This window comes from Mesorhizobium sp. GW821-FHT04C10, assembly GCF_059420305.1.
This window is the reverse complement of the sequence record NZ_JBWKTL010000001.1, coordinates 4,746,918-4,771,304: the sequence shown is the minus strand read 5'-3', so window position 1 is coordinate 4,771,304 and position 24,387 is coordinate 4,746,918. Positions and strand designations below refer to the sequence as shown.

Sequence of the window (24,387 nt, the reverse complement as noted above, 5' to 3'; positions counted from 1 at the left end):
AAAGGCCCATCTACCCCCGCGACACCTCCCGGACAGGGAGAGTGCGGCAGAACTAAGTCGTGTCCAGTCGAAATGTGGTCAGCGGCTGGCTACGGCCATCGCACTGTTGCGCGAAAGCCAAAATGGCGGAAGGAAAGCCGGAATGTTGGAGAAGGGCAGCACCTCCGGCTTGAGGCGGATGCCGAGCACATCCGACATGAAGGCGCGCCGCGCTTCGATGCGGCTCCAGGCTTCGGGATAGCGCGCCGCGATCTCCTCGCGCAGCGCGTCGTCGGCGAGCGCGATGCCATCCTCGATGTTGGTGGTGAAATAGTCGCTGCCGGTCGCCGGGATGATGTCGACCTGTAGCGCCATGCCTGATCGCAGCTTGATGTCGGAGCCGGAAAAAACCGGCGAATGCATCCACTCATCGATATGGACCAGATGGCCGGGATTGAGGGAGACGCCGAAGAACGGGTCGCCGATACGATCATGCACCGCCTTCCACAGAGCGCCGCCCGTCGTGCCGATGCCGATCGCTTCGTACCAGTCGACGACGGCCGCGAAATAGGGCGCGACCAGCTTTTCGACATAATCGCGGATAGCGGCAGGCAGCTCTGAGGCATCCTCGGCCAAAAAGCCGGCACGGGCGTTGAGCGCACCCTGGATGCCATAGGCCATGGTGATCGGGTCACCGCGCCGGATGACGTCGAGGCGAGGGCTTGGCAGGCCATAGGCGGCGCGTTTTCCCGCCGACAGCATGGGATGACAGCCATGCGGCAGGCCGTTCATGCCCATCAGCCTCGCCGCCTGCAGTTCGGTCATGCCGGGTTCAATGCCTTGCAGGACGTTGCGCAATCCCTGCGAGGTGAAGGTCGCGGCAAATTCGAAGCTGGCCAACTGGTCGGCTTCGTTGATGGCGCGCAGCCCGTCGGTGGGGTTCATCAGCAGATTGGCGGCATTCAGAACCGCGCCCTTGTCGCCGACGAAAGCGCGCAGCGTGTCGGCAACGAAGGAGGGCAGGTCGAGCGTCGTCTCGTCGAACCCGGCATCGCCGGCGCCGAAAGGCTTCCAGCCGATGGCGCCGATCCTGTGGCCGGGCTTCAGGCCGCAGCCGGCGAGGATGTCAGGTAGCGCATCCGAGCGGTCGCGTGGTTGCGCCGGCAGTGAGAAGGTCTGGTAGAGAACACGCTCGTACGGTCCACCGCAGATTTCGGCGTAGCCCCAGCCTTCATTGCCGACGAGAAGTCGTGGCCGCTTGCCGGGAACGATGACCAGCAATGTCTCCTCGAAGCGCGGATCGTAGCCTGAGAGATAGGCGACGTTGGCGGCGTGCTCGCGGTCGCCATAGACGGCGAAGGCATCGAAACCGGCCTTGGCCCCGCGCGCCATCAGCGCATCGATGCGCGCTTCATGGGTATTTCGGGCAACCAGCGGCATCACCGTCGGTTCGCCGAATTCCGGCAGCGACATGGATTTCAGACCGACCGATGCAACAGGCATGAACAAACGCCCCCAAGTGCTTGCAAGGATTCTGCGAATGCCCTTTGCGCAAGGGCATGAAGGGCCGGACAATGGCGTTGCGGAGCCGGATATGCAATAGGCAGGATCGGCTGCGCCAGATCAGCGTGCAACAGATAGGCGCTGTGCGGCTAGATCGATAACAGGTCTGTACGAAACATGCGGCACAAGGTGGCTTTCCGATGAGCAGTTTTTCCTCCCGCGTCGCCGTTGCTGCCGCCGCGATCCGCCAGATCTTTCCTGAAACGCCGCTACAGGAAAACGACTACCTGTCGAAAAAGACCGGCGCTCGGGTGCTGCTGAAGCGCGAGGATTTGAGCCCGGTGCGCTCCTACAAGATCCGCGGCGCCTTCAACTTCTTCCGCAAGGCGCTTGCCGCCGGCAACCAGGCTGACTTGTTCGTCTGCGCGTCGGCCGGCAACCATGCACAGGGTTTCGCGTTCGTCTGCCGTCATTTCGGAAAAAAAGGCGTGGTATTCATGCCGGTGACGACGCCGCAACAGAAGATCGACAAGACCAGGCTGTTCGGCGGCGATTTCGTCGAGATCAGGCTGGTCGGCGACTTTTTCGACGACTGCTATCGCGCCGCCTTCGAATTCACCGAAAGCTCCGGTGCCCACATGGTGCCGCCCTTCGACCACAAGGACATCATCGAGGGGCAGGCGACGGTGGCCTATGAGATCGCGGACCAGATGGCCGGTGCGCGCATGCCTGACATCATCATGCTGCCGGTCGGTGGCGGCGGGCTTGCCGCCGGCGTCACCCACTATTTCGCCGATCAGGGCAGGGAGGCGCGCTTCGTCTTCTGCGAGCCGGCCGGGGCGCCGAGCCTGCACGACAGCCTCGCGGCCGGAAAGCGGCTGAAGCTCGCCAAGGTCGACAACTTCGTCGACGGCGCGGCGGTAGCCGAAATCGGTCGCGAACCCTTGCGGCATCTCAAGGAATTCGCCGCCGACACGGTGCGGTTGATCCCGGAAAACCGGCTCTGCGCGACCATGATCGAGATGCTCAATATCGAAGGCGTCGTGCTCGAGCCGGCCGGTGCGCTGGCGATCGATGCGCTGAAGGATTTTTCCAGGAAGGAGATCCGGGGCAAGACCATCGTCGCCGTGGTCTCGGGCGGCAATTTCGATTTCGAGCGGCTGCCGGATGTCAAGGAAAGGGCGCTGCGCTTCGAGGGCCTGAAGAAGTACTTCATCATCCGCTTCCCGCAACGCCCTGGCGCGCTGCGCGACTTCCTCGAAATGCTGGGTCCGGACGACGACATCGCGCGCTTTGAATATCTGAAGAAGTCGGCGCGAAATTTCGGCTCGGTTCTGATCGGCATCGAAACCAAGGACCGCCGCAATTTCGACCTGCTGAAGGCAAACTTCGAGGCAGAAGGCGTCCAGTATCAGGATATCACCGACAATGAGACATTGGCGGGATTCATCATATGAGCGGTAAGGTTTTCATCGCGCTGTTTTCAGGCATCAATGTCGGCGGCAACCGCATCGTCAAGATGGCGGAGCTCAGGTCGTTCTTCGAGGATCTCGGCTTTTCCGATGTCGCCACTTATGTGCAAAGCGGCAATGCCGTGTTCCGGGCCGGCAAGGGCGACGCGGCCGCGCTGACCAAGCAGATCGAAGCGGCCTTCGAGAAGAAATGGGGTTTTCATTCGCGCATCATGGTGCGCGATCTCGCATGGTTCGAACGTCTGGTGCGTGAAAATCCCTACCCGGAAGCGGCCGCCGACCACACCAAGCTCCATGCCTATGCGCTGGAGCGTGAGCCGACCGTCGACGAGGTGGCGCGGCTGGCCGAGAAGTGCACCGGCCCCGAACGCTTCGAGGTAAAGGGCGACGTGCTATACCTCAGCGCGCCCGATGGGCTCGGCAAATCCGTGTTTGCCAACCTCATTCCGCGCGTTCTGAAGGTGCCGGGCACCGCGCGCAACTGGCGCTCGGTGCTGGCGTTGCTGGAGATGGCCGATCAGGCGGGCAAAAACTAGATCACGCCGCCGGCTTCCAGTCGAAGGTCAGTTCCTCGCGGAAGGCGAAGCGCTTGATGTGATCGGCGACCACGCTTTCCAGGCGCTCGAGCGATCCTGCCTCATCGGTCGACACCGTGATGTGCAGCACGGCCGCATCGGCATCCATGACGGTGCGGCCGAGCGAGAGATCGATCGCGCCATGGTGCGGATCGAACTCGACCGGGAATTTGTGTGCCCAATGCTTGCACAATTGCTGCAGGTAACGGCTGGCATGTTCGGTGGCGACGTCGGCATGGCTGGACGGCATGGGGAATTCTCCGCGGGCGGGTGCCCGTTCGCATGACAATGGGCCGGCGCTGGTGCCGGCACGACATCTCACAGATAGGCATTGTCTCGCCGAGCGCCAAAGGGTTGCCGGGCGCTGTCCGCCCGGTGCCGGGTCAACGCCTACCAGCTTCCGGTGTTCGCCATCGAAGCCCAGGGTTCGGCCTTGGCCTTGGCCGGGCCTTTCTGCAAAAGCTCGATCGAGATGCCGTCCGGCGATCTGATGAAGGCCATGTTGCCGTCGCGCGGCGGCCGGTTGATGATGACGCCACTGTCCATCAGGTGCTGGCAGGTGGCGTAGATGTCGTCGACCTCATAGGCGAGGTGGCCGAAATTGCGCCCGCCCTTGTAGTCTTCGGGGTCCCAGTTGTAGGTGAGTTCGATCAGCGGCGCCTTCTCGTCGATGCCGCTCTGCTCGTCTTCGGAGGCGGCAAGGAAGATCAGCGTGAAGCGGCCCTGTTCGTTTTCATAGCGGCGGACTTCCTTAAGCCCGAGCTTGTTGCAGTAGAAATCGAGCGAGGCATCGACATCGGCGACGCGGACCATGGTGTGCAGATAGCGCATGTGTTTTCCTCGTTCTGTTGGGATGCGGCGCAACATAGGGTCGACCCGCTCAAAGGGCAATCTGCCGGCCGCGGGCAATGCCGGCAAAGAACAAATCCGGTATTCGCGCAATGAACCGTGAAAAAAGGCACGGCAGGTCTTGCACACACCGGAAGCCGCAGTGTTAATCTGGTGTCAAGAATCAGTTGCGGTGTTCTTGCAAAAAAGGGGGCATTCTTATGGGGGAAAAGGCCTCTTTGACGGGGCGGGCCGGAACCCTTGGCGACGCCTTGAAGCGCGATGAAGGCGGCGATGCCGCCGACCTGACCGAAATTGCCGGCGCCATCAAGTGGTTCGATGTGGCCAAGGGCTACGGGTTCATCCTTCCCGATGACGGTGTCTCGGGCGATATCCTCCTCCATGTGACATGCCTTCGAAAAGACGGCTTTCAGACAGCCTTGGAAGGGGCGCGCGTCGTCTGCCTGGTCAAACAGGGCGATCGCGGTCTGCAGGCCTTCCGCGTGCTGTCCATGGATGTCACCACCGCCGTCCATCCCGCGGAAATGCAGGAACAGCGCACCCATGTCGCGGTGACGCCGGAGAGCGGGCTCGAACGCGCTTTGGTCAAGTGGTTCAACCGCACCAAGGGTTTCGGATTCCTGACGCGTGGCGAGGGCACCGAGGACATCTTTGTCCATATGGAGACCTTGCGCCGCTACGGCATCACCGAGCTTCGGCCGGGGCAGGTTGTGCTTGTCCGTTTCGGTCGTGGTGACAAAGGCCTTATGGCCGCCGAAATTCACCCCGATATGGGCACCTTGCCGGTCTCGCACTAGGGCGATCCCGGCCGAGGATTTCATATGGCTCACAAGAACTGGCTGACGGCGGGCGTGTTGTGCGCCGCTGCTGCCGTCATCATCGCCGCAGGCGCCTTCTTCTATTTCCAGGTCCCCAGCGCGGCCGACGGCCGGGCGATGATCCTTCCTGTCGACCCGACGCCGCTGGTCGCGGTGACGAAACAAGGTGAACGCTCCTTCTCGATCGAAGTCGCCGACACCGAGGCCGAGCGTGAGGCCGGCCTGATGTTTCGTGAGGACATGGCTGCCAATCATGGCATGCTGTTCGTCTTCGACGAGACACGTGATGTCAGTTTCTGGATGAAGAACACGCCGATGCCGCTCGACCTGATCTTTGTCGGCCAGGACGGCAGGATCCGCGCGATCAAGCAAGGGGAGCCGCAATCCGAGGCGATTGTGTCGCCCGGCGAGCCGGTCCGCTTCGTACTTGAGCTCAAGGCCGGCACGGCCGCCAAGGACGGTATCGTGGACGGCGATCTGTTGCGCCATCCCGTGATCGGCACCGCGCCGGGTTCCGGCATGCCGCCGGCGGACAAGGGCGATTCTCCGAACGTCGATTCCGACTGAGAGCAGGGGATCGCCTTCCGATGCAGTTTTTTCCCCATGACGGGTTCGATCTTGCCTTCCTCGACCGCCAGCCGGCGTCAGGCGAGGGCGATCCCGTACTCATGATCCACGGCTTCGCTTCGAGCCACTATGTCAACTGGGTGTCGCCCGGCTGGTTCAAGACGCTCAACGATGCCGGCTATCGCGCCATCGCCTTCGACAATCGCGGCCATGGCTCGTCGTCCAAGAGCTATGACGAGGCCGATTATACACCCGCGAAGATGGCGTCCGATGCCGCCGCCTTGCTTGACCATCTCGGCATCGAACGGGCCCATGTCATGGGCTATTCGATGGGCGCGCGCATCGCGGCGTTCCTGGCCCTGTCCGATCCGGACAAGGTGGCGACGCTGGTTTTTGGCGGCCTTGGCATCGGCATGATCGACGGCGTCGGCGACTGGGATCCGATTGCCGCGGCCCTGCTTGCCGAGGATCCAGCCGCGACCACCCATCCGCGCGGCCGCTCCTTTCGCGCCTTCGCCGACCAGACCCGCAGCGATCGCCGGGCGCTTGCCGCCTGCATCGCCAAATCCCGGGAATTGCTTGATGAGGCGGACATTGCCCGCATCGCCCAGCCGACGCTGGTTGCCGTCGGCACGACAGACGATATCGGCGGCTCGCCCGACGAGCTTGCCGCCTTGATGCCGAACGCCAGGGCTTTTCACATCGAAGGCCGCGACCACATGCTGGCGGTCGGGGACAAGACCTTCAAGCAACGCGTGCTTGAGTTCTACGCCGAAAATCCGCTTTGAGCCGCCGCGCTGGTGCTTTCGCCTAGTCCGGTGCCCTTGCTGCCTGGACAGACTTCGCCAGTACGCACAGCAATTCGAACATGATCGTGGCACCCGCCAGCGCCGTCATGCCGGCGAGATCGAATGGCGGCGCCACTTCCACGACGTCGGCGCCGACAATGTTCAGCCCGTCGAGCAGGCGCACCATTTCCTGCGCCTCGCGGGTGGTGAAGCCACCGAGCTCGGGCGTGCCTGTTCCCGGCGCCATCGACGGGTCGATGCAGTCGATGTCGAAAGTCACATAGGTCGGGCCGGTTCCGGAGATGGCGCGCGCTTCCTCCATGACGCTGGCGGCACCCCGCCTGACGAATTCCTCCATGTAGATGATGCGAATGCCCTGGGCGACCGCCCAGTCGTGCTCGCCGGGCTCGTAGATCGAGCCGCGAATGCCGATCTGAACGACCCGTTTCGGGTCGAGCAGGCCTTCCTCGATGGCACGGCGGAATGGCGTGCCGTGCGTATAAGGGTTGTCGCCGAAATAGCGGTCGTTGGTGTCGGAATGCGCATCGAAATGGATCATGCCGACCGCACGCTCCCTGGCGACGGCGCGCAGCACCGGCAGCGTCGTCAGGTGGTCGCCGCCGGCGGCAAGCGGAATGGCGCCTGCCGTCACGATCGCAGCGATGCCTTCCTCGATGCGCTTCAACCCGTCTAGGAGATTGATCGGATTGACCGAGAGGTCGCCGACATCGGCGACATTGGCGATGCTGAACGGTTCGGTCCCCGAAACGTGGTGGACGCGCCGCATGAGGCTCGACTGGTTGCGGATCTCTCGCGGGCCGTGGCGGGCGCCGGCGCGGTTGGTCGTGCCGCCATCCCACGGTATGCCGACGAGAGCGATATCGAGTCCTTCGGCACTCGCCACCGCCGGCAGCCGCATGAAGGTCGACAGCCCGGCAAAACGGGGAACGGCCGAGGCGTCGACCGGCTGGAAGAAATTGCTGCTCATAATGTCGGCACCTCTGAAGAATTCACGTTTGACGATTTCGGCGTCTCGCAGTTCTGCCTTGTTGGGCCGGATGCGAAAGCCGGGAGAACCAGAGCGAAAATCACGACGGCTTTTGCAGGGTCTCCAGCGAGCGCGCCATGTTCAGCCTGGCCTGAGGCTCGAAGCGCTGGCGAAATTCCTGCGTGTGGAAGATGTGCGGGCGGGCAAGGAAATCCTTCAGCACGGCAGCCCGTCCGGCACGCCACATCGGCTCCTCCACCCAGCCATATTCGCGGCGGACCGCGCGTTCATAGGCGTCGAAAGCACTAGGCGCGCTACCCAGGATCGACAGGTCCATGTCGAGGAAGAGGCTGGCGTCGCGTGTTGCCGCCGCGTTGTCGAACAAAGGCAATTGGTGTGTGGCGGTGGCGAGGATCATCGCGCTGATGCGGTTCAGGCGCCCGGCATCGGTGCTGCCCGCGAGCTTTTTCTCGGCAAGAGCGGCACTTCTGGCCTCATTGTCCTTGGCCCTGCTGTCATAGATGGCGTCGTGGAACCAGATTGCCGCTTCAACAGCTTCGGGGTCATGCAGCGACGCTCGATAGTCGCCGGCCAGCGCCAGCATGGCCTCGATATGGGCGAGGTTGTGGTAGTGGCGATCCTCGGCTCGGTAGAGCGCCGAGAGTTCCTGTTTCAGCGGTTCGGCGATCAAGGACTGGTCTTTCATTTTCGTCATCCGGCCAGTTAATCGATCTCGGCCTCTTCGAGCCAATCATTTCGAACCTTGCACGGGCCGGGGCTCTGGAGAATGTTGCCATCCAGGAATATCCAACCAGGAGGCTGACATGACCAATACGCCTGGCAGCGAGAACCCCGGACCGGGGACCATCGACATGAAGCTCGAGGCCGTCATCATTGCCGTTGCGGATGCGGATCGGTCCAAGCGTTTTTACAGTGGCCTGGGTTGGCGGCTCGACGCGGACTTCGTCGTCGGCGATGTGTTTCGAGTTGTGCAGTTCACGCCACCGGGTTCGCCCTGCTCGATCCATTTCGGCAAGGGTCTGACATCAGCCGCGCCAGGCTCGGCCAAGGGGCTTTATCTCGTGGTATCCGATATCGAGGCGGCGCACGCCGAACTCGTGGCGCGCGGCGTCGAGGCGAGCGAGGTGTTCCACCGCACAGGGCCTGGCCAGCCGCCGGTCAGTGGCCGGCATCCGGAAGGGCGCAGCTATTCCTCCTATGTCACGTTCAGTGATCCGGACGGCAACAGCTTCATCCTGCAGGAAATCACCCAGCGATTGCCTGGACGCGTCGATCCCAGCGATACCGTGTTCACGTCGTCGGGCGAGCTCGCCGCGGCGCTGCGACGTGCGGCGGCAGCACACGGCGAACACGAGAAACGGACCGGCGGACAGCATGATGTGAACTGGCCCGACTGGTATGCCGAATACATGGTGGCCGAACAGGCCGGCACGTCGCTGCCGACTTGAACTGCGTCGATCTCGGCGCGGCGTCATCGGCGCCGCGCTGACCGTGCCCGCCACCAGATCGTCCTACGCCTTGCCGGCAACTGGCGCGGACGGCCGCTTTCCGGGGGCTCGGCGATCAAGGGTTCGTTTTCCATGGCTGCTTGAATTCCTGCGAACCAAATCCATTTGACGAAGCACTAAGGAAAATTGAGTTCAATCGTGCTATGATCTGGCCTATATGTGCGGCCAGACAGCAGGCAAGCCAGCAGGACGCAGGACGAGACGTCGATGAACAGCATCAGCATTTCCCGCCACAGCGCGTTGCAGCCGGTCGATCCGATCTGGCGTTCGATCCGCGACGAGGCGATGGACGCGGTCAACCGCGATCCGTTGCTCGCCGCCTTCCTCTATTCGACGATCCTCAACCAGGAGAGCCTGGAAGAGGCCGTCATTCACCGGATCGCCGAACGGCTTGCCCATCAGGATATCGGCTCCGACCTCATCCGCCAGACCTTCAAGACCATGCTGACCGACGACAAGGACTGGCCGACCACCGTGCGCGTCGACATCCAGGCCTACTATGACCGCGACCCGGCTTGCGACCGGTTCATCATGCCGGTGCTGTATTTCAAGGGTTTTCACGCCATCCAGACCCATCGGCTGGCGCACTGGCTGTGGAACCAGGGCCGCAAGGACTTCGCGCTCTACCTGCAGAGCCGTTCGTCCTCGGTCTTCCAGACCGACATCAATCCGGCCGCACGCATCGGCAAGGGCATCTTCATCGATCATGCCACCGGCTTGGTCGTGGGCGAGACCGCGGTGATCGAGGACGATGTATCGATCCTGCACGGCGTGACGCTGGGCGGCACCGGCAAGGCCGGTGGCGACCGCCACCCCAAGATCCGCCGTGGCGTGCTGATTGGCGCAGGCGCCAAGATTCTCGGCAACATCGAGATCGGCCATTGCTCCAAGGTCGCCGCCGGATCGGTGGTGCTGTCGCCCGTGCCGCACAACAAGACGGTTGCCGGCGTGCCGGCCCGCGTGGTTGGCGAGACCGGCTGCGATCAGCCTTCGCGCCAGATGGACCAGCTCCTGCCGTCGCAGAAGATGGACCAGGTGATCAGTTTCGACATCTGATTTCCGCGCCGGCGCGCTGTCCGGCGTGATTGCGATTGTGCCCGGTAGCCGCCGCTTCCGGTGCAATACGGCCGGCTTGCCTTTACATCGCCATTGTCGACGTGCCAGAAGCGCCCTTCAAACCAGCAAGCCCGATGATCGGAGAAGACTGTTGAAGCCGGACGAAATCAGAAAGCTGGACGCCTATTTCAAGCGCGTCTTCCAGAACCCCAAGCTTGAGGTCAAGGCACGGCCGCGCAAGGAAGATTCGGCCGAAGTCTATGTCGGCGACGAGTTCCTCGGCATCGTCTTCAAGGACGAGGATGACGGCGACTACAATTTCTCGATGGCGATCCTCGACATCGATCTGGGCTGAGCCCGCAATCCAAAGACAGGCCGCGCCGGGCGTGGCCTGTCTTTGTCTGTCAATGTCCGGTTTTCAGGAATCGCCCGGTCTCGGCCGTGATCGCCGCGTCGAGCGTCTGCCAGTCACCGAGGAATTCCTTGGGAAAACGGTAGGTGAGGCTGAGATCGTTGCCGACATGGACGTCCCGCTCGCAAGGCGCCAGGGATTGACCGGCACTCGGCCCGCTCAGGCAGCGGGCGACGAAGGGATCCTTGCCCGGGCGCTTGCCGACCACCAGCACCTCGTTCAGATACCCTGATTTCTCGTTGAAACCGTAGACCGTCGTGCCGCCAGGTCCCGGAATGCCGGGCTGGACGATGAGCGCGCTGTAGATCGGCGCGAACCGGCCACTCATGTCGCGCGACATCATCTGTGGTTCGAAGGACAGGAAGACGATGTTCCTGTTGGCTTCTGAGTGGTTGAAATCGTCGCGAGCCGCCTCGCTGTAGCCGTCCATCTGGGGATAGCGCAGATAAAGGTCGAGACGCGAGGCGATGCCGTCGCGCCGTGCCTGGGCGAAACGGATGAAATTGGCCGGCACCGCGATGACATTGTTGCCGATCACGACCTGGCGGATGGTCGGATCATCCGTGTATCCGGCCATGGCGATCGAATGGCCGAACCATTTGCCGCCAAGGCTGATCGCCACGGACAGCAAGGCAAGTGCGGCGAAGGCGTAGAACACCCGCTTCATCAGCATGGAATCGACCACGGTGAGTTCCGGGCCGTCGGCGATCGCTGCCTGCTTCATCTCGGTCCTCATCCCAACCGCCCGTCCGCCGTTCCAGCTGTGCCTCGGCGGCACACATCGCACGGCACGGCTCTTGCAGCCTTCCTGAAACGACTGTGCGATTTCATGGTAAATGGAAGGTTAAGATGGCCCAGATGGAACTCTTCCTGTTTGCTTTTCTCGTCGGGCTGACGGTTTGCGGGCTGACGGGCTCGACGATGGAACTGATGTCAGGCCGCAAGGTCGCCTTCACCGAGCCCTACGTATCGCCCTCGCATGTGCTGCGCTCGCTGGCAGCCACGGCTGGCGCCGGGCCGTTCATGCTGGTCAACGATGCCCTCGATGCCCGGCGGGAGGGTCGCATTTCGACCGTCGCGCTCTTGTCATGCGGTTGCACGGCGATTGCCTGGTCCCTGGCGCTGGGCATTGTCACGCTCGCCATTGCCTCATGGACGATCAGTCTCCTAGGGTCCGGCATCTGAGACGATTCGGAGACCGACAATGCCGCTTTATGCGATCGACGGAGCAGAGCCCAACTTCGAGGATGCGGGTTCAAACTGGATCGCGCCCGATGCGACGCTGATCGGCAATGTGCGCGTCGGCCGCAATGCCGGCTTCTGGTTTGGCGTCGTCATTCGCGGCGACAACGAACCTGTTGTGATCGGCGCCGACACCAATGTGCAGGAACACACGGTCATGCACACCGATCCCGGCTTTCCGCTGACCATCGGCGAAGGTTGCACGATCGGCCACCGGGCCATGCTGCATGGCTGCACCATCGGCGACAACAGTCTGATCGGCATGGGCGCCATTGTGCTGAACGGCGCCAGGATCGGCAGCAATTCGCTCGTTGGCGCCGGCGCGCTGGTCACCGAAGGCAAGGAATTTCCCGACAATTCGCTGATCGTCGGCTCGCCGGCCAAGGCGATCAGGGTGCTGGACGACGCGGCCGTCGCCAGGCTGCGCGGCTCGGCCGCGCACTACGTCGCCAACGGCAAACGCTTCAAGGCGGGGTTGAAGAAGCTCTGAGGTCACGATCCAGCCGGCAGTTGCTAGGACGGCGGTCCCGTATGGATCAGGCGGATTTGTTTTTTCCTTTCCTCGCGGTCGCAGGCTTGATTCGAATGCGCATGGCTCCCCCTTTGGGCGCTTCGATCTCGAATTCGGCTGTATTCCTCACCAGGTCACTCAGTTTGCCGAAACCATAGGTGCGAGGGTCAAAGTCGGAGAAGAGGTTCGAGAGCTGCTTTCCGAACGTGCCGAGCAGCACCCAGCCGTCTTCACTGTCCATCTGGCCAATGACTTTCTTGAGTATCGGCAGCGCGGCACTGGATGATTGAAGCGGCTTCGATGCGGGCGCGGCGTCCGGGATGTTCGCCGGGCCACGTAGAAGGTTTTCGGTGTAGATGAACCGGCGGCAAGCCTGCCGAAAGCTCTCCGGGGTTTTCTGCTCTCCGAACCCAAAGACATCGACACCCTGTTCGCGTATGCGCGCAGCAAGCCGCGTGAAATCGCTGTCGGAAGAAACCAGGCAGAAACCGTCGAAACGGCCGCTATGGAGCAGGTCCATCGCGTCGATCACCAGTGTAATATCGGAAGCATTCTTGCCAGTGGTATAAGCGAACTGCTGCTGCGGAATGATCGCGTGCTTCGCCAATATGTCTGCCCAACTCTTGGACCGTGTGCTGGAGAAGTCGCCATATATACGGCGTACGCTGGCCTCGCCGATCTTCGCGATCTCCTCGAACAAACCGTCGGCGATCTTGGCGGAGGTGTTGTCCGCGTCGATAAGAACCGCAAGACGCGGTGATCGAGCTTCGGTCGGCATAAGGCCTCCTGCTGCTGATATCCTCTGGAGATATGGCGGCGCGAATGCACATGCCATGGAAATTGGGATCAATTTTAGCAGCTATCCCGGAAATGGCGGAGCCGGCCCGGGGACGGGGCCGGCTCCTTTGACCCGGTCGTTGGGGACGGGGAGGGTGGGGACTCGACCGGGTTTCTCCTTAAGCGCGTCGCGATGCGCTTAACCTCTGTTGCATGCATGCCGCAAACCGCTGCCCCTTTGGGCGGCATGCATTGGCGCTCTAGCGGACGCTGGCGACCGCGTCGGAACGGCCGTCGTTGATCGTCACCCAAACGCCGGAATTTTCCGTCGATTGACGCTTGAGATAGGTGTAGTCGGTGTCCGTCCAGGACAGCACCTTGGTTTCTAGATTGTCGAGGATGAACTCGCCGAGGCTGGTGCGCACGGTCAGCACGGCGTGGCCGTCGCCATTCGGCTGGCGTGCAACCGTCATCAGCAGATCACCCGCCGGCACGCCTGCGTCCATCAGTTCGCGGCGCTTCTCCAGCGCGTAGTCCTCGCAATCGCCATAGCCGTTGTCGGGATAGGCCCAGTACTCCTCGACACCGTAGTTTTCCATGTCGGTGCGCGGCTTGATGCGGGTATTGACCGAATTGTTGATGCTGACGATCGTCGCCCAGAGTTTGCGGCTCAGGTCGACTGGCGCGCCCTTGGGCGTCTTCTCGTTGCATTCGCCAGGGATGCGCCGGCAGAATTCGTAATGGCCAACAGGCTGCGTGGTACGGCCGCCGGTGTGCATATAGGCCGGTCCCGCGGCATATGCTGATCCCCAGGCGGAAAGCTGCATCGCCATTGCCATCAGCAACAGCTTGCCCCTCGTTTCTTTCATTTCTAGTCTCCCCGTTCGAAGGAGACATTGCCACATGTGGATTTATTTGACGCAAAGGCGCGAAGCAGACTTTAAGTAAAACGCCAGTAGAATAAACATAAAATTTGAATCATTTTAGTATTTAATTGTTTGGATTATCGGCTTGTCAAAGGCGTGAGGGCTTCGCTGTCCATGGGGGCGGATGGCCACCTTTGGGCTGCCGCGCGGTTCAGCCGCTTCCGGAAATTTTCTTGGGTGATTGCCGCAACAAAAAACCGGCCGCGAAGGGCCGGTTTGATTGCCTGTCCGTGCCGGTCAGGCGCGCGGCGTGTTGAATTCGGAATCGAGCGTTTCGGGACGTTGGATGACGGCGAATTCGATGGCGACGCCATCCTCGAAATGACGAACGACTTGCCCACGCATGGTGCCCAGCATGACCTGGACGCCGATCGCCGGCTTGACGTCGATCTCGATCGCCGCGCCCGACAGTGACAGATCGATGATCCTGCACTGGTACTGACGGCCGTCGGTGAGTTGCAACACGCTGGTCGGGTTGCGCGGCGCGACGCGCTCGTGCCGGCGGTCTTCCGGCAGGTCGAGTTCATGCTTGTTGGCCAGCCAGGTCAGCTGCGCCGCCAGCTTGTCCTTCTTGCGGTCGGAAGCAATGACCGTCATCGCGAAGCCGTCCTGCAGAGTGCGTGTGACGACGCCTTCGATGCGGCCGATATGGTCGATATAGGCGATCACTTTTTCGCCGGGCATGCCGATGCGATCGGTGCGGAGCGCGACGTTGCCGGGCGACATGTCGACGACCTGGCAAGGATGCTCGGTGCGGTCTTCCAGCATGAATCGTCCGTATATCTTGACCCGGACGCGCTGAAAGTTACGCCTTTCAGCTTGGGACGGCGCATAGTCGACCGCCGCTGACCTCATGACTGCCTACACCCCGTTTGGCATCCCGCGCGTCGATGCGAAGGACTTCATCGGAGAATTACAACAAAGCAGGTTAACAAAGGGGAAAAACGAGCCTGCGGGACCCGAGGGATGATCAACTATTCCTCGCGCCCGCCGTCGAAGACGACGAGATGGCGGATGCGGCGCGCCCGGCCAAGCGCCGAGATCGTATCGGGCGCATCGAGTTCGGCCGGAACAAGCGAGGGGACGTCGATCGCCGGACGGTTGTTGAGCAGCTCTTTCTCCGGATCGATGACACGGATCGAATCGATCAGTGCGTCCGTGATCGGGTCGGCACCCAGCCAGAATGGTTTCTCCACGGCGCTGACCACGCCAAGGCAGCGCTGGTTTTCGATGCCACCGTCAAGCGGCAAGGCAAGCAGTTCGAATTTGTTCGAGCGACCGTTGCGGCTGAAGCCCTCGAATATGATCAACACGACCGATTTCTGATCGAAAACCCCATGAATCAGCCTTGAAACCAGGCGCTGATCCTTCTCGCGCCACAGTGACGGGAAGGAGAAACCCTTCAGTTCGCGGCCATAGCAGGCGCAGAGCCTGGTGCCGGCCAGGCGGAACACGGGTTGCCCGCGGGTGTCCCTTTCCAGGATGAACGTATCGGCCAGCAGCGACTTGATATCGGCCGGTTCGACTTCCGATCGCTTCGGGGCAGGGCGTCCGTCACGCAGGCGGTTCCAATATTGGAACAGCGTGATCGATCCGTTTTGGTTCATGTTATGCTGCTCCGCGCATTCTGTCGTCTGATGTCCCATCGGTGAACAGAAGGGCGCCCTCCGATGACCTACATGCGTTGGGGAGCAGGAAGCGTGCCAGCGTCGTTAGCACTTGTTCACGGGTCGGGACCGTTAAGGTTAACAACTGGTTTACGTTGCGCCCGGGCAGGCGCTGTGGCACACCAAAACCACTCCAGAAGCGGTCGTTTCGCGACGATCGGCAGCACTTCAGTCAAGAGTTCTAGGGGAGCAGGGGGCTCGACCGGCCGTTCAAGGGAAACCTTGGACGGCTTCTTTTTTGATTCGCGCCAAGGCGATTCGCTGTTTGCGGTTCCATTGACCATGATCTAGATGCTGGCCAGATCGAACCAGCCCCCAGATCGAACCCAGCAGAGTGCGATTGCAGATGAGCGAACCGCAAGATCCTTCCGAGGCCGAACACGCCGAACCGATGCCGGAGCCCCGGCGCGAGCCGGTGTTCAATCTGCCGCCCGTCGTGCTGGCGGTGATCGGCATTTGCGCGGTCGTTTTCCTGCTGCAGCAATATGTGCTGAACGACGCGCAACAGATGACGTTGTTGTACGACGGGGCCTTCATCCCGGTTCTCTACACCGGCCAATACGGCTTCGACTGGTTCCTGCTCACGCGGCCTTTCACCTATGCCTTCATGCATGGCGGTTTTGCCCATATCGCCATCAATATGGTCTGGCTCGCCGCCTTTGGCTCGCCATTGGCCAATCGTCTCGGCGGGCTCTGGTTCGCCCTGTTCTTCGCGGCCACCGGACTGGCTTCCGTGGCGCTTTTCTGGGCCATGCACCCCTATGGCGAGGCACCACTGGTCGGCGCATCCGGCGCCATATCAGGCATGATGGGGGCCGCGGCGCGTTTTGGTTTTCGCACCGACCGGTCGGCCGGCAAGGCTGCCTTCGCTGGCCCCGTGCTGCCGATCGCAACTGTCCTGCGCTTGCGCGGCGTCGTGATCTTTCTCGCCGTGTGGATGATCATCAATCTCGCCACCGGCCTGCTCGGCTTTGCCCCTGGAGTAGACGGACAGATCGCCTGGGAGGCCCATATTGGCGGCTTCGTCGCCGGCTTCTTCGGCCTGCGCTGGTTCGACCGGCGATGGCAGCCCTCCGAATGGGAGGCCACCGACCGCGGCACTTGAAATGCAGCCGATCACGGCGCACGATGTTCACTCTTACGTGAAAGCCGGTCTGGGCAGGGGGTCGGCAGGCGAAGCAGAGGAGGACGCCATGACGGTTAAGGCAATTCTGGAAAGAAAAGGCCACGACGTATTGACGCTCGGGCCGAATGAAAAGCTCAGCGAAGCCATCCGCATCCTGGCCGAACACAAGATCGGCGCGCTGGTCATCACCAATGGCGATCGCAAGATCGTCGGCATTCTGTCGGAGCGCGACATCGTGCGGGTTGTCGCCAAGGAAGGTGGCGCGGCGCTCGATATTGCGGTGCGCTCGGCGATGACGCCGAAGGTGAAGATCTGCAATGAGAACCACACCGTCAACGAGGTGATGGAGATCATGACCAGGGGCCGCTTCCGCCATCTGCCGGTGGAAAAGGACGGCCTGCTCGATGGCATCGTCTCCATCGGCGACGTGGTCAAGCGCCGCATCGAGGATGTCGAGCGCGAGGCCGACGAGATCAGGGCCTATATCGCCACCGCCTGAACGGTGAACGGAGCCGCCGGCCGGAAACCGGACCGGCGGAACCATATGCTATCTGTTGTCGAGTTCGGAGCGCACGAGCTCGAGCCCGCGCCTTGTGATGCGGTAGGGACCGCCGCCAGACGACGAAACCGCCTTCTTGCGTTTCAGCTTTCGAAACAGGTCGAGATCGACGCCCGGATAGTGCCAGCCGTCGCGGGTCAGGCATTTGACGGAGGCGATCCGTTTCTTCTGGTTCTTTTCAATTTCAATGCGTCCGCCCTGCGCAAGCAGGTGCAGGATGCGCTGTTCAGTGCGCGAAATATCCATGTGGAGAGTTTTCCGGGAAAACAAAAAATGCCGCCGCCGCGAAGCTTCGCGGCACGGGGTTTCAGGTTTTCTGCCCTGCCTCGCTAGGAGGTCAGGGCCCTACCGGGACTGAGCGTAAGTGGACATCCACTCTCCATTGGGACGGGCGTCCTATAGGCGAAGGCGGCTGAAAAGGCCAGCCTGCGGCTTTGCGCTTGTCTCTTTTGGCGGTTTGCACTAGCGAATGACTTTCACTTTAGACGTGAAAGTCACGTTCAAGCGTGAGTTCACTCACCGTAATTCGCAGGCCACCATGACCCTCATCGATACCCGCACACCCGACGCGAAACGCCTGATCCCCGGCGCCACCGGCGACTGGGAAATCATCATCGGTCTCGAGGTGCACGCGCAGGTCGTCTCGGAAGCAAAATTGTTTTCCGGCGCCTCGACCGCTTTCGGTGCCGCTCCCAACGCCAATGTCAGCCTGGTCGATGCGGCAATGCCGGGCATGCTGCCCGTCATCAACGAGGAATGCGTCAAGCAGGCGATCCGCACCGGTCTCGGCCTGAAGGCACAGATCAACCACAAGTCGGTTTTCGACCGGAAGAACTATTTTTATCCCGACCTGCCGCAAGGCTACCAGATTTCACAGTTCAAGCAGCCGATCGTCGGCGAGGGCACGGTGATCGTTTCGGTTGGGCCTGATCGCCAGGGCGAATTCGAGGACATCGAGGTCGGCATCGAGCGGCTGCATCTGGAGCAGGACGCCGGCAAGTCGATGCACGACCAGCATCCGACCATGTCCTATGTCGACCTCAACCGCTCGGGCGTGGCGCTGATGGAGATCGTCTCCAAGCCTGACCTGCGTTCCGGCGATGAGGCCAAGGCCTATGTCACCAAGCTGCGCACCATCATGCGCTATCTCGGCACCTGCGACGGCAACATGGATGAAGGCTCGCTGCGCGCCGACGTCAACGTCTCGGTACGCCGGCCCGGTGGCGAGTTCGGCACGCGCTGCGAGATCAAGAACATGAACTCGATCCGCTTCATCGGCCAGGCCATCGACTATGAGGCGCGCCGCCAGATCGCCATCCTGGAGGATGGCGGCAAGATCGACCAGGAAACGCGGCTGTACGATGCTGTCAAGGGCGAGACGCGCTCAATGCGCTCGAAGGAAGAAGCGCACGACTACCGCTACTTCCCCGATCCCGATCTTCTGCCGCTGGAATTCGATCAGGCCTATGTCGATGCTTTGGCCAAAGGACTGCCGGAACTGCCCGACGACAAGAAGGCGCGGCTGATCACCTCGCTGGGTCTCTCGACTTACGATGCTTCGATCCTGGTCTCGGAAAAGTCGGTCGCCGACTATTTCGAGAAGGTGGCCGCCGGACGTGACGGCAAGCTCGCCGCCAACTGGGTCATCAACGACCTGCTCGGTCAATTGAACAAGGCGGGCAAGGACATTGAAAATGCGCCGGTTTCGCCCGACCAGCTTGGCGCCGTCATCGACCTGATCAAGGATGGCACCATCTCCGGCAAGATCGCCAAGGACCTGTTCGAGATCGTCTGGAACGAAGGTGGCGATCCACGTCAACTGGTCGAAAGCCGTGGCTTGAAGCAGGTCACCGATACCGGCGCCATCGAGAAGGCTGTCGACGAGGTTATCGCGGCCAATCCGGACAAGGTCGAACAGGCGCGCGCCAAGCCGACCATGGCCGGCTGGTTCGTCGGCCAGGTGATGAAGGCGACAGGCGGCAAGGCTAACCCGCAGGCGGTCAACGACCTCGTCAAGGCCAAGCTCGGCATAGAGTAGAACCATGTTCGTCCGCACCGCCGGAGATCGCGACCTCGCCGCCATCCGGGCGCTGCTGGTTGAAACCTGGCATGCGACCTATGACGCCATCTATGGCGCTGCCAAGGTCACCGAAATCACCGACCAATGGCACTCGATTGCTTCTCTGAGAACCAGACTGACACGGCCGAACAGCGAGTTCCTCGTCGCTGATGACGGCAAGCGCATTGGCGGCGTGGCTTTTGCCGAAGGCGTCGATGGCGGAGAACTGGTTGTGCTGAAACAGCTCTACGTGCTTCCAAGCCTGCAGGGCAGGGGCATCGGCGGCATGCTGCTCGACGAGATCATCGAGAGTTTCCCTGAAGCTCGCGCCATCCGTCTGGAAGTGGAGGAACAGAACAAGCGTGCCATTGCCTTCTACGAGGCGAACGGCTTCGTGCGATCCGGCGATGCCGGCGAGCACACGGGTGCGTCCGGCGAACCGACACTGGTCTATCGCAGGCCGCTTGCCGGCTGACCGCCATCTGCTGGCACTCCAGATCACCTTCTCGCGAGCGGCGCGGCATGCGCCCCGTTTTCGTTTGACGGTCCGAGGGTCACGCACCAAAGCTGCTGCGGCTGACCGTGCGGGAGCCGGAATAGGCTGGCGCGCAAGGCGGCGAGGGGGGAACCATGCCAAGCTTGCCGGAACTGATGCCGACGCAGGTGTCGGACGAAACTTTTGGTGGCGTCACCTATCACATAGCGGGCGAGCTGGTGCCCGTGCTTTCGGTCGACGTGACACGGATGCCGGTCTATTTCGAGCACCACATCCTGCTGTGGAAAAATTCCACCATCACCATCGGCCTGAAATCGCTCAAAGGCGCGCTGAAGCGCATGATGGCCGGTATGCAGATCTTCGTCACCGAGGCGTCGGGGGCGGGCATCATCGCCTTCAGCCGTGACGGGCCCGGCCACATCGTGCCGATCCATCTCAGGCGCGGCGAGGAGATCCAGGTGCGCGAACACCAGTTTCTCGCCGCTACCGGCAATGTCGACTACACATTCGAGCGGGTACGCGGCCTGGCGACGATGCTGTTTGGCCAGAGTGGCTTCTTCATCGACCGTTTTCGCGGCGATACCGGCGACGGTATCGTCTGGCTGCACGGCTACGGCAATGTCTTCGAAAAGACGCTTGCATCGGGCGAGACCATCGACATCGAGCCCGGCGGCTGGCTGTTCAAGGATGCCTCGGTCAGGATGGAAACCAAGATCGACCGCCTGTCGAGCGGCTTCTTCGGCGCCAACATGAATTTCATCGTCAATCGCTTCACCGGCCCGGGCCGGGTCGGCATCCAGTCCATGTATCTGCACATGCCGACAGAGGAGTAACTCCGACAGGGCTAGAGGCTGTGGATTGTTTCACTCTGGGCGAACAGTCGTGCCAGTCATGCATCGCTGTTCGCTATGCGCATTCCCGTTCGGCTGGGGCTGGCCGATCGGGTCCCAATCCGCTCCTGCGTCATTCCAGCATTTGCTGTGCCGGCTCACGACGGATATGCAGGGACATGATCAAACTGTTCCGCATCGCGGCGCTGGTGCTGCTTATCATCATCATTTTCGCGACCTTGTCGCCGATCCAGATGAGGCCGCACATAGCCCAGGCGAATATCGAGCGTGCCCTGGCCTATGTGCTGTTGGGCTTCGCCCTGGCGCTCAGCTTCCCCAACCGAGTGTATCAGACCTTGATCCTTGTGGTTGCGACTGCCGGCATACTGGAATTGCTTCAGATCATCGATCCCGGCCGCCACGCGCACCTTGCCGATGCACTCGTGAAAGCATCAGCTGGGATTATTGGGGTCGTCGTGGGGCAATTGTTGGTGAGGACCAGCGGGCGAATAGGAGTGAGGGTAGGCGCGGCAGGAAGCCGAATGCAGTCGGTCGACCCTTTGCCCTAGGCGGTGGGAACTTCCACATTGTCGATCAGCCGCGTCTTGCCAAGCCAGGCAGCGGCGAGCAGGCGCCCCGTATGGTCGCGGCTCCAGGGCGCAAGCGTCAGGCTTTCGCGGGCCTCGACATAGTCGATCTTCTGGAAACCGGCGGCGATCAGGGCACGACCGGCTTCGCCGGTTGCGTCGTCTCGATGTACGCCGGCCGCCAACGCCGCTGCCGCCTTGCGCAGAATCACGTTGAGTTGGCGAGCGACCGCCAGTTCACCCCCGTCGAGATAGGCATTGCGCGACGACATGGCGAGGCCATGCGCGTCGCGTATGGTCGGGGCACCGATGATCTCGACGGGCAGGTCAAGGTCGCGGCAGAGCTGCCTGACGACGCAAAGCTGCTGATAATCCTTTTCGCCAAAGATCGCGTAGTCTGGCGTGGCCTGGAGGAAGAGCTTGGCCACCACGGTGGCCACGCCTTCGAAAAAGGTCGGGCGAAAGTCCGATTCGAGCCCGGCGGAGGGGCCGCCGACCGAGATCCTGGTGGCAAAGCCGGCGGGATACATCGCGCCAACCGTCGGCGTGAAGGCAAGATCGGCCTTCACCGTCGCCAGCAGATCCAGGTCGCGGGCAAGCTGGCGCGGGTACTTGTCGAGATCCTCGCTCGGTGCGAACTGCGTCGGGTTGACGAAGATCGACACCACGCAGCGCTCTGCTTTTTCGCGCGCGATCCTGATCAGGGAGAGATGCCCCTCATGCAACGCGCCCATGGTTGGCACCATGGCGACGCGCAAGCCGTCGCGCCGCCAGTCGCGAACCCTAGCGCGAAGTGCGGCAACGCTATCGACGATATCGGGCCGGCTCATGCTCGGTCTCCGCCATTGGTGTTTGAGCCGGAAAAAACATGGGCCGGACCGGGGAATGTCCGGTTTCGCACCTCCGATGCGTACTGCTCGGCGGCATGCGCGATCACGCTGCGCAGGTCGGCGTATTCCTTGACGAATTTCGGCACACGGTCGACCGTCAGCCCCACCATGTCGTCGATGACCAGAATCTGGCCATCGCAGTCGCCACTGGCGCCGATGCCGATGGTTGGAATGGCGATGCGGTGGCTAATGTCGGCGGCGACCGCCTCGATCGTGCCTTCGATGACCACCGAGAACGCGCCGGCCTTTTCTACGGCAAGCGCATCAGCCATCAACGCCGCGATCGTCTCGTCCGTGCGGCCCTTGATCTTGTAGCCGCCATCCTTCTCAACCGATTGCGGCAGCAGGCCGATATGGCCCATGACCGGAATGCCGGCGGCCACGATCGCCGCGATCTGCAAGGCCATGTCGACGCCGCCTTCGAGCTTCACCGCCTGGCAGCCGGTCTCGCCAACGATGCGCCGCGCCGAGGCCACCGCCTGCGCCGCCGAGTCCTCGTAGCTGCCGGCCGGCATGTCGACGACAACACAGGCCCTGGCCGAGCCGCGCATCACGGCTTGCCCATGTGCGATCATCATCTCGAGCGACGCGCCCAGCGTCGTCTCGTGACCATGCAGGACCATGGCGACGCTGTCGCCGACGAGGAGCAGGTCGACATGGGGATCGAGCAGGCGAGCGACGGGATAGGTGTAGGCCGTGAGGCAGACCAGTGGCGTGCCGCCCTTGCGGCGGCGAATCAGCTCGGCGTCGATCCGAATGTCGGTGGTCTGCAATTTCGTGGCCAATCGTCACCTCCTTCGGCCCATGGCCGGATTGATACCCGCATGGGCGCGCTGAGCTTTAGAAAGAGCGGAAAGGCTTGGCAAGCGTGCATCCTGTCACCTCTGGAGATCACAGGCTTGTGTCGCGTCCCTGGCGCGCCATTTGTGCGCTCCCCGCGGCAAAACCCTTGCCTTCCCGAAGGCCTGACGCCATAAGCAGGAAACAGTCGCCGCCGGCGCGAGGGTTCTGAGATGAAGACTTTCCTGACGCAGTTTTTCACCTGGTGGAACAGCCAGACGCTGGGAACACGCCTGCACACCTGGCGGTACGGCAAGAGGGTCGGCCAGGACGAGGCCGGCAATGTCTACTACGAAGGCGGTATCGATTCGGAAGGCCGCACGCGCCGCTGGGTCATCTATCGCAACTATTCCGAAGCCTCGGCCATCCCGCCCGGCTGGCACGGCTGGATCCATCACCGTGTCGACGTCGCGCCGCCCAGTGACGAGTACAAGCCGCGCGACTGGCAGAAGCCGCATCAGCCTAATCTGACCGGCACGCCGGCGGCCTATCGCCCGAAGGGCTCGGTGCTGACGAACCAGCATCGTCCGCAGGTCACGGGTGACTATGACGCCTGGACGCCCGGGTCGTAACGGCCCCGGTCTGTAGCGGCGCAAAGTGCAGGCGGGTCCTTTATCGCCACAATTGGTGTTTAGCTGCTTGCTGATCAGAAAACGGCGACTAGCCTTGGTGGTTGACGGAATCACCCGGGCGCGAACCACCGGTACCCCCATATGAGCTTTTTCAACCTGATATCGACGGGCGGTCTGACGTTAGCCGCCGGCCTCGCCGTCAGCACCGCGGCGTTTGCCGCTTCGCCCGCACCTGCCGCGCCCGCACCCGCGCCGGCGGCCCCTGCGGGATCGGATCGCATCAGCAACCCGGTCGCCGAGTTCGCCGGCATCGACAAGATCACCGGCCGCATCATCACCTTTGATGTCTATATCGACGAGACGGTGCAGTTCGGCGCTTTGCAGGTGACGCCGCGCGTCTGCTATTCCCGGCCGCAGACAGAGGAACCGAAGACCGATTCTTTCGTCGAGGTCGACGAGATCACGCTCGACCGCAAGATTCGTCGCATCTTCACCGGCTGGATGTTCGCCGAAAGCCCGGGCCTCAATGCTGTCGAACATGCCGTCTATGACGTTTGGCTGAAGGAATGCAAGCAGAAGTCGGATGTCCCTGCGCCCGGCGCCACCAAGGCTGACGCGACCAAGGCCGACGCTTCGAAACCTGCCGCGACCAAGCCAGCCGCAGCCAAGCCTGCCGCCACCTCGGATGTGGAACAGTCCGCTCCCACAGAACCGGATACGTCCGACACCAACTGATCCCCCCGGAACCGTCGTGTCCATCATGCGTTGG

At 62.1% G+C, this 24,387-nt stretch carries 31 protein-coding genes; 18 read left to right on the top strand and 13 right to left on the bottom strand.

The annotated features are described in order from the left end of the window. Nucleotides 1-78 precede the first annotated feature (78 nt). Nucleotides 79-1,482, bottom strand: coding sequence for an aminopeptidase P family N-terminal domain-containing protein (locus AC07UC_RS23210; RefSeq protein WP_494907520.1), 1,404 nt, complete (start codon nucleotides 1,480-1,482; stop codon nucleotides 79-81). A 200-nt stretch (nucleotides 1,483-1,682) separates the two neighbouring features. On the opposite strand from AC07UC_RS23210, the gene ilvA reads away from it, so the two are divergent. Both ilvA and AC07UC_RS23200 read left to right on the top strand, forming a co-directional pair. After that, the gene (ilvA, locus tag AC07UC_RS23205) at nucleotides 1,683-2,939 is read left to right on the top strand and encodes a threonine ammonia-lyase IlvA (protein WP_140767750.1); all 1,257 of its coding nucleotides are present in this window, start codon (nucleotides 1,683-1,685) and stop codon (nucleotides 2,937-2,939) included. Continuing rightward, nucleotides 2,936-3,490 carry a DUF1697 domain-containing protein gene (locus AC07UC_RS23200; RefSeq protein ID WP_494907519.1) on the top strand — a complete coding sequence of 185 codons (555 nt, stop codon included), beginning with the start codon at nucleotides 2,936-2,938 and terminating at the stop codon, nucleotides 3,488-3,490. Before ilvA ends, AC07UC_RS23200 begins: the two co-directional genes overlap by 4 nt. A 1-nt stretch (nucleotide 3,491) precedes the next feature. Here the strand turns inward: AC07UC_RS23200 and AC07UC_RS23195 are convergent, their stop codons facing one another. Both AC07UC_RS23195 and gloA read right to left on the bottom strand, forming a co-directional pair. Further along, the gene (locus tag AC07UC_RS23195; RefSeq protein ID WP_140767748.1) at nucleotides 3,492-3,779 is read right to left on the bottom strand and encodes a DUF2218 domain-containing protein; all 288 of its coding nucleotides are present in this window, start codon (nucleotides 3,777-3,779) and stop codon (nucleotides 3,492-3,494) included. 140 nt (nucleotides 3,780-3,919) lie between these two features. Then, nucleotides 3,920-4,360: a lactoylglutathione lyase gene (gene gloA, locus AC07UC_RS23190; RefSeq protein ID WP_202322834.1), complete on the bottom strand. Its 441-nt coding sequence runs from the start codon at nucleotides 4,358-4,360 to the stop codon at nucleotides 3,920-3,922. A 218-nt stretch (nucleotides 4,361-4,578) separates the two neighbouring features. On the opposite strand from gloA, the gene AC07UC_RS23185 reads away from it, so the two are divergent. The 3 genes from AC07UC_RS23185 to AC07UC_RS23175 are packed head-to-tail and all read left to right on the top strand — an operon-like array spanning nucleotide 4,579 to nucleotide 6,551. Beyond that, entirely contained in the window at nucleotides 4,579-5,175 is a 597-nt protein-coding gene (locus AC07UC_RS23185) for a cold-shock protein (protein ID WP_140767746.1), read from the top strand. Between the two features lie 24 nt (nucleotides 5,176-5,199). Then, nucleotides 5,200-5,763, top strand: a complete 564-nt coding sequence (locus tag AC07UC_RS23180; protein ID WP_494907518.1) for a DUF192 domain-containing protein — start codon at nucleotides 5,200-5,202, stop codon at nucleotides 5,761-5,763. Nucleotides 5,764-5,783: 20 nt separating this feature from the next. After that, nucleotides 5,784-6,551 carry an alpha/beta fold hydrolase gene (locus AC07UC_RS23175; protein WP_494907517.1) on the top strand — a complete coding sequence of 256 codons (768 nt, stop codon included), beginning with the start codon at nucleotides 5,784-5,786 and terminating at the stop codon, nucleotides 6,549-6,551. 22 nt (nucleotides 6,552-6,573) lie between these two features. Here AC07UC_RS23175 and speB read toward each other — a convergent pair whose 3' ends face one another. Together speB and AC07UC_RS23165 are read right to left on the bottom strand one after the other, a co-directional pair. Beyond that, complete coding sequence (speB, locus tag AC07UC_RS23170) at nucleotides 6,574-7,539, bottom strand: agmatinase (protein WP_494907516.1); 966 nt, start codon at nucleotides 7,537-7,539, stop codon at nucleotides 6,574-6,576. Nucleotides 7,540-7,639: 100 nt separating this feature from the next. Beyond that, nucleotides 7,640-8,254 (bottom strand): HD domain-containing protein, encoded by a 615-nt coding sequence (locus AC07UC_RS23165; protein WP_494907515.1) that lies wholly within the window; start codon nucleotides 8,252-8,254, stop codon nucleotides 7,640-7,642. Between the two features lie 109 nt (nucleotides 8,255-8,363). On the opposite strand from AC07UC_RS23165, the gene AC07UC_RS23160 reads away from it, so the two are divergent. The 3 genes from AC07UC_RS23160 to AC07UC_RS23150 all read left to right on the top strand — a co-directional run bounded on the left by AC07UC_RS23160 (nucleotide 8,364) and on the right by AC07UC_RS23150 (nucleotide 10,479). Beyond that, entirely contained in the window at nucleotides 8,364-9,008 is a 645-nt protein-coding gene (locus AC07UC_RS23160) for a VOC family protein (RefSeq protein ID WP_494907514.1), read from the top strand. 267 nt (nucleotides 9,009-9,275) lie between these two features. Further along, nucleotides 9,276-10,124 (top strand): serine O-acetyltransferase, encoded by an 849-nt coding sequence (gene cysE, locus AC07UC_RS23155; protein ID WP_056566866.1) that lies wholly within the window; start codon nucleotides 9,276-9,278, stop codon nucleotides 10,122-10,124. A 151-nt stretch (nucleotides 10,125-10,275) separates the two neighbouring features. Next, nucleotides 10,276-10,479 (top strand): DUF3126 family protein, encoded by a 204-nt coding sequence (locus AC07UC_RS23150; RefSeq protein ID WP_019857879.1) that lies wholly within the window; start codon nucleotides 10,276-10,278, stop codon nucleotides 10,477-10,479. A gap of 49 nt (nucleotides 10,480-10,528) precedes the next feature. Here AC07UC_RS23150 and AC07UC_RS23145 read toward each other — a convergent pair whose 3' ends face one another. Next, nucleotides 10,529-11,260, bottom strand: a complete 732-nt coding sequence (locus tag AC07UC_RS23145; RefSeq protein WP_202327442.1) for a hypothetical protein — start codon at nucleotides 11,258-11,260, stop codon at nucleotides 10,529-10,531. A 125-nt stretch (nucleotides 11,261-11,385) separates the two neighbouring features. Here AC07UC_RS23145 and AC07UC_RS23140 point away from each other — a divergent pair, with 125 nt between their 5' ends. After that, nucleotides 11,386-11,721 (top strand): DUF6949 family protein, encoded by a 336-nt coding sequence (locus tag AC07UC_RS23140; RefSeq protein WP_494907513.1) that lies wholly within the window; start codon nucleotides 11,386-11,388, stop codon nucleotides 11,719-11,721. A 19-nt stretch (nucleotides 11,722-11,740) separates the two neighbouring features. Then, nucleotides 11,741-12,268, top strand: a complete 528-nt coding sequence (locus tag AC07UC_RS23135) for a gamma carbonic anhydrase family protein (RefSeq protein ID WP_202322829.1) — start codon at nucleotides 11,741-11,743, stop codon at nucleotides 12,266-12,268. Nucleotides 12,269-12,314: 46 nt separating this feature from the next. Here AC07UC_RS23135 and AC07UC_RS23130 read toward each other — a convergent pair whose 3' ends face one another. The 4 genes from AC07UC_RS23130 to AC07UC_RS23115 all read right to left on the bottom strand — a co-directional run bounded on the left by AC07UC_RS23130 (nucleotide 12,315) and on the right by AC07UC_RS23115 (nucleotide 15,599). Beyond that, nucleotides 12,315-13,067, bottom strand: a complete 753-nt coding sequence (locus tag AC07UC_RS23130; protein WP_140767738.1) for an NYN domain-containing protein — start codon at nucleotides 13,065-13,067, stop codon at nucleotides 12,315-12,317. A gap of 259 nt (nucleotides 13,068-13,326) precedes the next feature. Next, the gene (locus AC07UC_RS23125; protein WP_494907512.1) at nucleotides 13,327-13,935 is read right to left on the bottom strand and encodes a transglutaminase-like cysteine peptidase; all 609 of its coding nucleotides are present in this window, start codon (nucleotides 13,933-13,935) and stop codon (nucleotides 13,327-13,329) included. 294 nt (nucleotides 13,936-14,229) lie between these two features. After that, nucleotides 14,230-14,847, bottom strand: coding sequence for a PilZ domain-containing protein (locus AC07UC_RS23120; RefSeq protein WP_056566564.1), 618 nt, complete (start codon nucleotides 14,845-14,847; stop codon nucleotides 14,230-14,232). A gap of 119 nt (nucleotides 14,848-14,966) precedes the next feature. After that, on the bottom strand, nucleotides 14,967-15,599 hold the full coding sequence (locus tag AC07UC_RS23115; RefSeq protein ID WP_494907511.1) for a PAS domain-containing protein: 633 nt from the start codon (nucleotides 15,597-15,599) through the stop codon (nucleotides 14,967-14,969). Between the two features lie 406 nt (nucleotides 15,600-16,005). Between AC07UC_RS23115 and AC07UC_RS23110 the strand changes: the two genes are divergently transcribed. Continuing rightward, nucleotides 16,006-16,764 (top strand): rhomboid family intramembrane serine protease, encoded by a 759-nt coding sequence (locus AC07UC_RS23110; protein WP_140767735.1) that lies wholly within the window; start codon nucleotides 16,006-16,008, stop codon nucleotides 16,762-16,764. Between the two features lie 88 nt (nucleotides 16,765-16,852). After that, nucleotides 16,853-17,284 (top strand): CBS domain-containing protein, encoded by a 432-nt coding sequence (locus tag AC07UC_RS23105; RefSeq protein ID WP_027051720.1) that lies wholly within the window; start codon nucleotides 16,853-16,855, stop codon nucleotides 17,282-17,284. A 48-nt stretch (nucleotides 17,285-17,332) separates the two neighbouring features. Here AC07UC_RS23105 and AC07UC_RS23100 read toward each other — a convergent pair whose 3' ends face one another. Beyond that, nucleotides 17,333-17,590, bottom strand: coding sequence for a YjhX family toxin (locus tag AC07UC_RS23100; RefSeq protein WP_013895772.1), 258 nt, complete (start codon nucleotides 17,588-17,590; stop codon nucleotides 17,333-17,335). A gap of 292 nt (nucleotides 17,591-17,882) precedes the next feature. Here AC07UC_RS23100 and gatB point away from each other — a divergent pair, with 292 nt between their 5' ends. The 4 genes from gatB (at nucleotide 17,883) to AC07UC_RS23080 (ending at nucleotide 21,298) form a co-directional block, all read left to right on the top strand. After that, nucleotides 17,883-19,382 carry an Asp-tRNA(Asn)/Glu-tRNA(Gln) amidotransferase subunit GatB gene (gene gatB / locus AC07UC_RS23095; protein WP_494907510.1) on the top strand — a complete coding sequence of 500 codons (1,500 nt, stop codon included), beginning with the start codon at nucleotides 17,883-17,885 and terminating at the stop codon, nucleotides 19,380-19,382. 4 nt (nucleotides 19,383-19,386) lie between these two features. Continuing rightward, nucleotides 19,387-19,878, top strand: coding sequence for a GNAT family N-acetyltransferase (locus AC07UC_RS23090; protein WP_494907509.1), 492 nt, complete (start codon nucleotides 19,387-19,389; stop codon nucleotides 19,876-19,878). A gap of 155 nt (nucleotides 19,879-20,033) precedes the next feature. Next, nucleotides 20,034-20,732, top strand: coding sequence for an AIM24 family protein (locus tag AC07UC_RS23085; RefSeq protein ID WP_140767731.1), 699 nt, complete (start codon nucleotides 20,034-20,036; stop codon nucleotides 20,730-20,732). Nucleotides 20,733-20,908: 176 nt separating this feature from the next. Continuing rightward, entirely contained in the window at nucleotides 20,909-21,298 is a 390-nt protein-coding gene (locus tag AC07UC_RS23080) for a VanZ family protein (protein WP_494907508.1), read from the top strand. Here AC07UC_RS23080 and panC read toward each other — a convergent pair. Both panC and panB read right to left on the bottom strand, forming a co-directional pair. Then, the gene (panC, locus tag AC07UC_RS23075; protein WP_494907507.1) at nucleotides 21,295-22,146 is read right to left on the bottom strand and encodes a pantoate--beta-alanine ligase; all 852 of its coding nucleotides are present in this window, start codon (nucleotides 22,144-22,146) and stop codon (nucleotides 21,295-21,297) included. The two genes, AC07UC_RS23080 and panC, sit on opposite strands and share 4 nt — an antisense overlap. After that, complete coding sequence (gene panB / locus AC07UC_RS23070; protein WP_494907506.1) at nucleotides 22,143-22,991, bottom strand: 3-methyl-2-oxobutanoate hydroxymethyltransferase; 849 nt, start codon at nucleotides 22,989-22,991, stop codon at nucleotides 22,143-22,145. The genes panC and panB overlap by 4 nt, the downstream gene beginning before the upstream one ends. A gap of 228 nt (nucleotides 22,992-23,219) precedes the next feature. Here panB and AC07UC_RS23065 point away from each other — a divergent pair, with 228 nt between their 5' ends. Then, nucleotides 23,220-23,618: an NADH:ubiquinone oxidoreductase subunit NDUFA12 gene (locus AC07UC_RS23065; protein WP_056566539.1), complete on the top strand. Its 399-nt coding sequence runs from the start codon at nucleotides 23,220-23,222 to the stop codon at nucleotides 23,616-23,618. A gap of 141 nt (nucleotides 23,619-23,759) precedes the next feature. Next, complete coding sequence (locus tag AC07UC_RS23060) at nucleotides 23,760-24,353, top strand: DUF2155 domain-containing protein (RefSeq protein WP_494907505.1); 594 nt, start codon at nucleotides 23,760-23,762, stop codon at nucleotides 24,351-24,353. The last annotated feature ends 34 nt before the right edge of the window (nucleotides 24,354-24,387 follow it).

Bases quoted from the DNA above. Each gene is read 5' to 3' on its own strand.
- AC07UC_RS23210 (WP_494907520.1), bottom strand. From the start codon at position 1,482: ATGCCTGTTGCATCGGTCGGTCTGAAATCCATGTCGCTGCCGGAATTC.
- ilvA (WP_140767750.1), top strand. From the start codon at position 1,683: ATGAGCAGTTTTTCCTCCCGCGTCGCCGTTGCTGCCGCCGCGATCCGC.
- AC07UC_RS23200 (WP_494907519.1), top strand. From the start codon at position 2,936: ATGAGCGGTAAGGTTTTCATCGCGCTGTTTTCAGGCATCAATGTCGGC.
- AC07UC_RS23195 (WP_140767748.1), bottom strand. From the start codon at position 3,779: ATGCCGTCCAGCCATGCCGACGTCGCCACCGAACATGCCAGCCGTTAC.
- gloA (WP_202322834.1), bottom strand. From the start codon at position 4,360: ATGCGCTATCTGCACACCATGGTCCGCGTCGCCGATGTCGATGCCTCG.
- AC07UC_RS23185 (WP_140767746.1), top strand. From the start codon at position 4,579: ATGGGGGAAAAGGCCTCTTTGACGGGGCGGGCCGGAACCCTTGGCGAC.
- AC07UC_RS23180 (WP_494907518.1), top strand. From the start codon at position 5,200: ATGGCTCACAAGAACTGGCTGACGGCGGGCGTGTTGTGCGCCGCTGCT.
- AC07UC_RS23175 (WP_494907517.1), top strand. From the start codon at position 5,784: ATGCAGTTTTTTCCCCATGACGGGTTCGATCTTGCCTTCCTCGACCGC.
- speB (WP_494907516.1), bottom strand. From the start codon at position 7,539: ATGAGCAGCAATTTCTTCCAGCCGGTCGACGCCTCGGCCGTTCCCCGT.
- AC07UC_RS23165 (WP_494907515.1), bottom strand. From the start codon at position 8,254: ATGACGAAAATGAAAGACCAGTCCTTGATCGCCGAACCGCTGAAACAG.
- AC07UC_RS23160 (WP_494907514.1), top strand. From the start codon at position 8,364: ATGACCAATACGCCTGGCAGCGAGAACCCCGGACCGGGGACCATCGAC.
- cysE (WP_056566866.1), top strand. From the start codon at position 9,276: ATGAACAGCATCAGCATTTCCCGCCACAGCGCGTTGCAGCCGGTCGAT.
- AC07UC_RS23145 (WP_202327442.1), bottom strand. From the start codon at position 11,260: ATGAAGCAGGCAGCGATCGCCGACGGCCCGGAACTCACCGTGGTCGAT.
- AC07UC_RS23140 (WP_494907513.1), top strand. From the start codon at position 11,386: ATGGCCCAGATGGAACTCTTCCTGTTTGCTTTTCTCGTCGGGCTGACG.
- AC07UC_RS23135 (WP_202322829.1), top strand. From the start codon at position 11,741: ATGCCGCTTTATGCGATCGACGGAGCAGAGCCCAACTTCGAGGATGCG.
- AC07UC_RS23130 (WP_140767738.1), bottom strand. From the start codon at position 13,067: ATGCCGACCGAAGCTCGATCACCGCGTCTTGCGGTTCTTATCGACGCG.
- AC07UC_RS23125 (WP_494907512.1), bottom strand. From the start codon at position 13,935: ATGAAAGAAACGAGGGGCAAGCTGTTGCTGATGGCAATGGCGATGCAG.
- AC07UC_RS23120 (WP_056566564.1), bottom strand. From the start codon at position 14,847: ATGAGGTCAGCGGCGGTCGACTATGCGCCGTCCCAAGCTGAAAGGCGT.
- AC07UC_RS23115 (WP_494907511.1), bottom strand. From the start codon at position 15,599: ATGAACCAAAACGGATCGATCACGCTGTTCCAATATTGGAACCGCCTG.
- AC07UC_RS23110 (WP_140767735.1), top strand. From the start codon at position 16,006: ATGAGCGAACCGCAAGATCCTTCCGAGGCCGAACACGCCGAACCGATG.
- AC07UC_RS23105 (WP_027051720.1), top strand. From the start codon at position 16,853: ATGACGGTTAAGGCAATTCTGGAAAGAAAAGGCCACGACGTATTGACG.
- AC07UC_RS23100 (WP_013895772.1), bottom strand. From the start codon at position 17,590: ATGGATATTTCGCGCACTGAACAGCGCATCCTGCACCTGCTTGCGCAG.
- gatB (WP_494907510.1), top strand. From the start codon at position 17,883: ATGACCCTCATCGATACCCGCACACCCGACGCGAAACGCCTGATCCCC.
- AC07UC_RS23090 (WP_494907509.1), top strand. From the start codon at position 19,387: ATGTTCGTCCGCACCGCCGGAGATCGCGACCTCGCCGCCATCCGGGCG.
- AC07UC_RS23085 (WP_140767731.1), top strand. From the start codon at position 20,034: ATGCCAAGCTTGCCGGAACTGATGCCGACGCAGGTGTCGGACGAAACT.
- AC07UC_RS23080 (WP_494907508.1), top strand. From the start codon at position 20,909: ATGATCAAACTGTTCCGCATCGCGGCGCTGGTGCTGCTTATCATCATC.
- panC (WP_494907507.1), bottom strand. From the start codon at position 22,146: ATGAGCCGGCCCGATATCGTCGATAGCGTTGCCGCACTTCGCGCTAGG.
- AC07UC_RS23065 (WP_056566539.1), top strand. From the start codon at position 23,220: ATGAAGACTTTCCTGACGCAGTTTTTCACCTGGTGGAACAGCCAGACG.
- AC07UC_RS23060 (WP_494907505.1), top strand. From the start codon at position 23,760: ATGAGCTTTTTCAACCTGATATCGACGGGCGGTCTGACGTTAGCCGCC.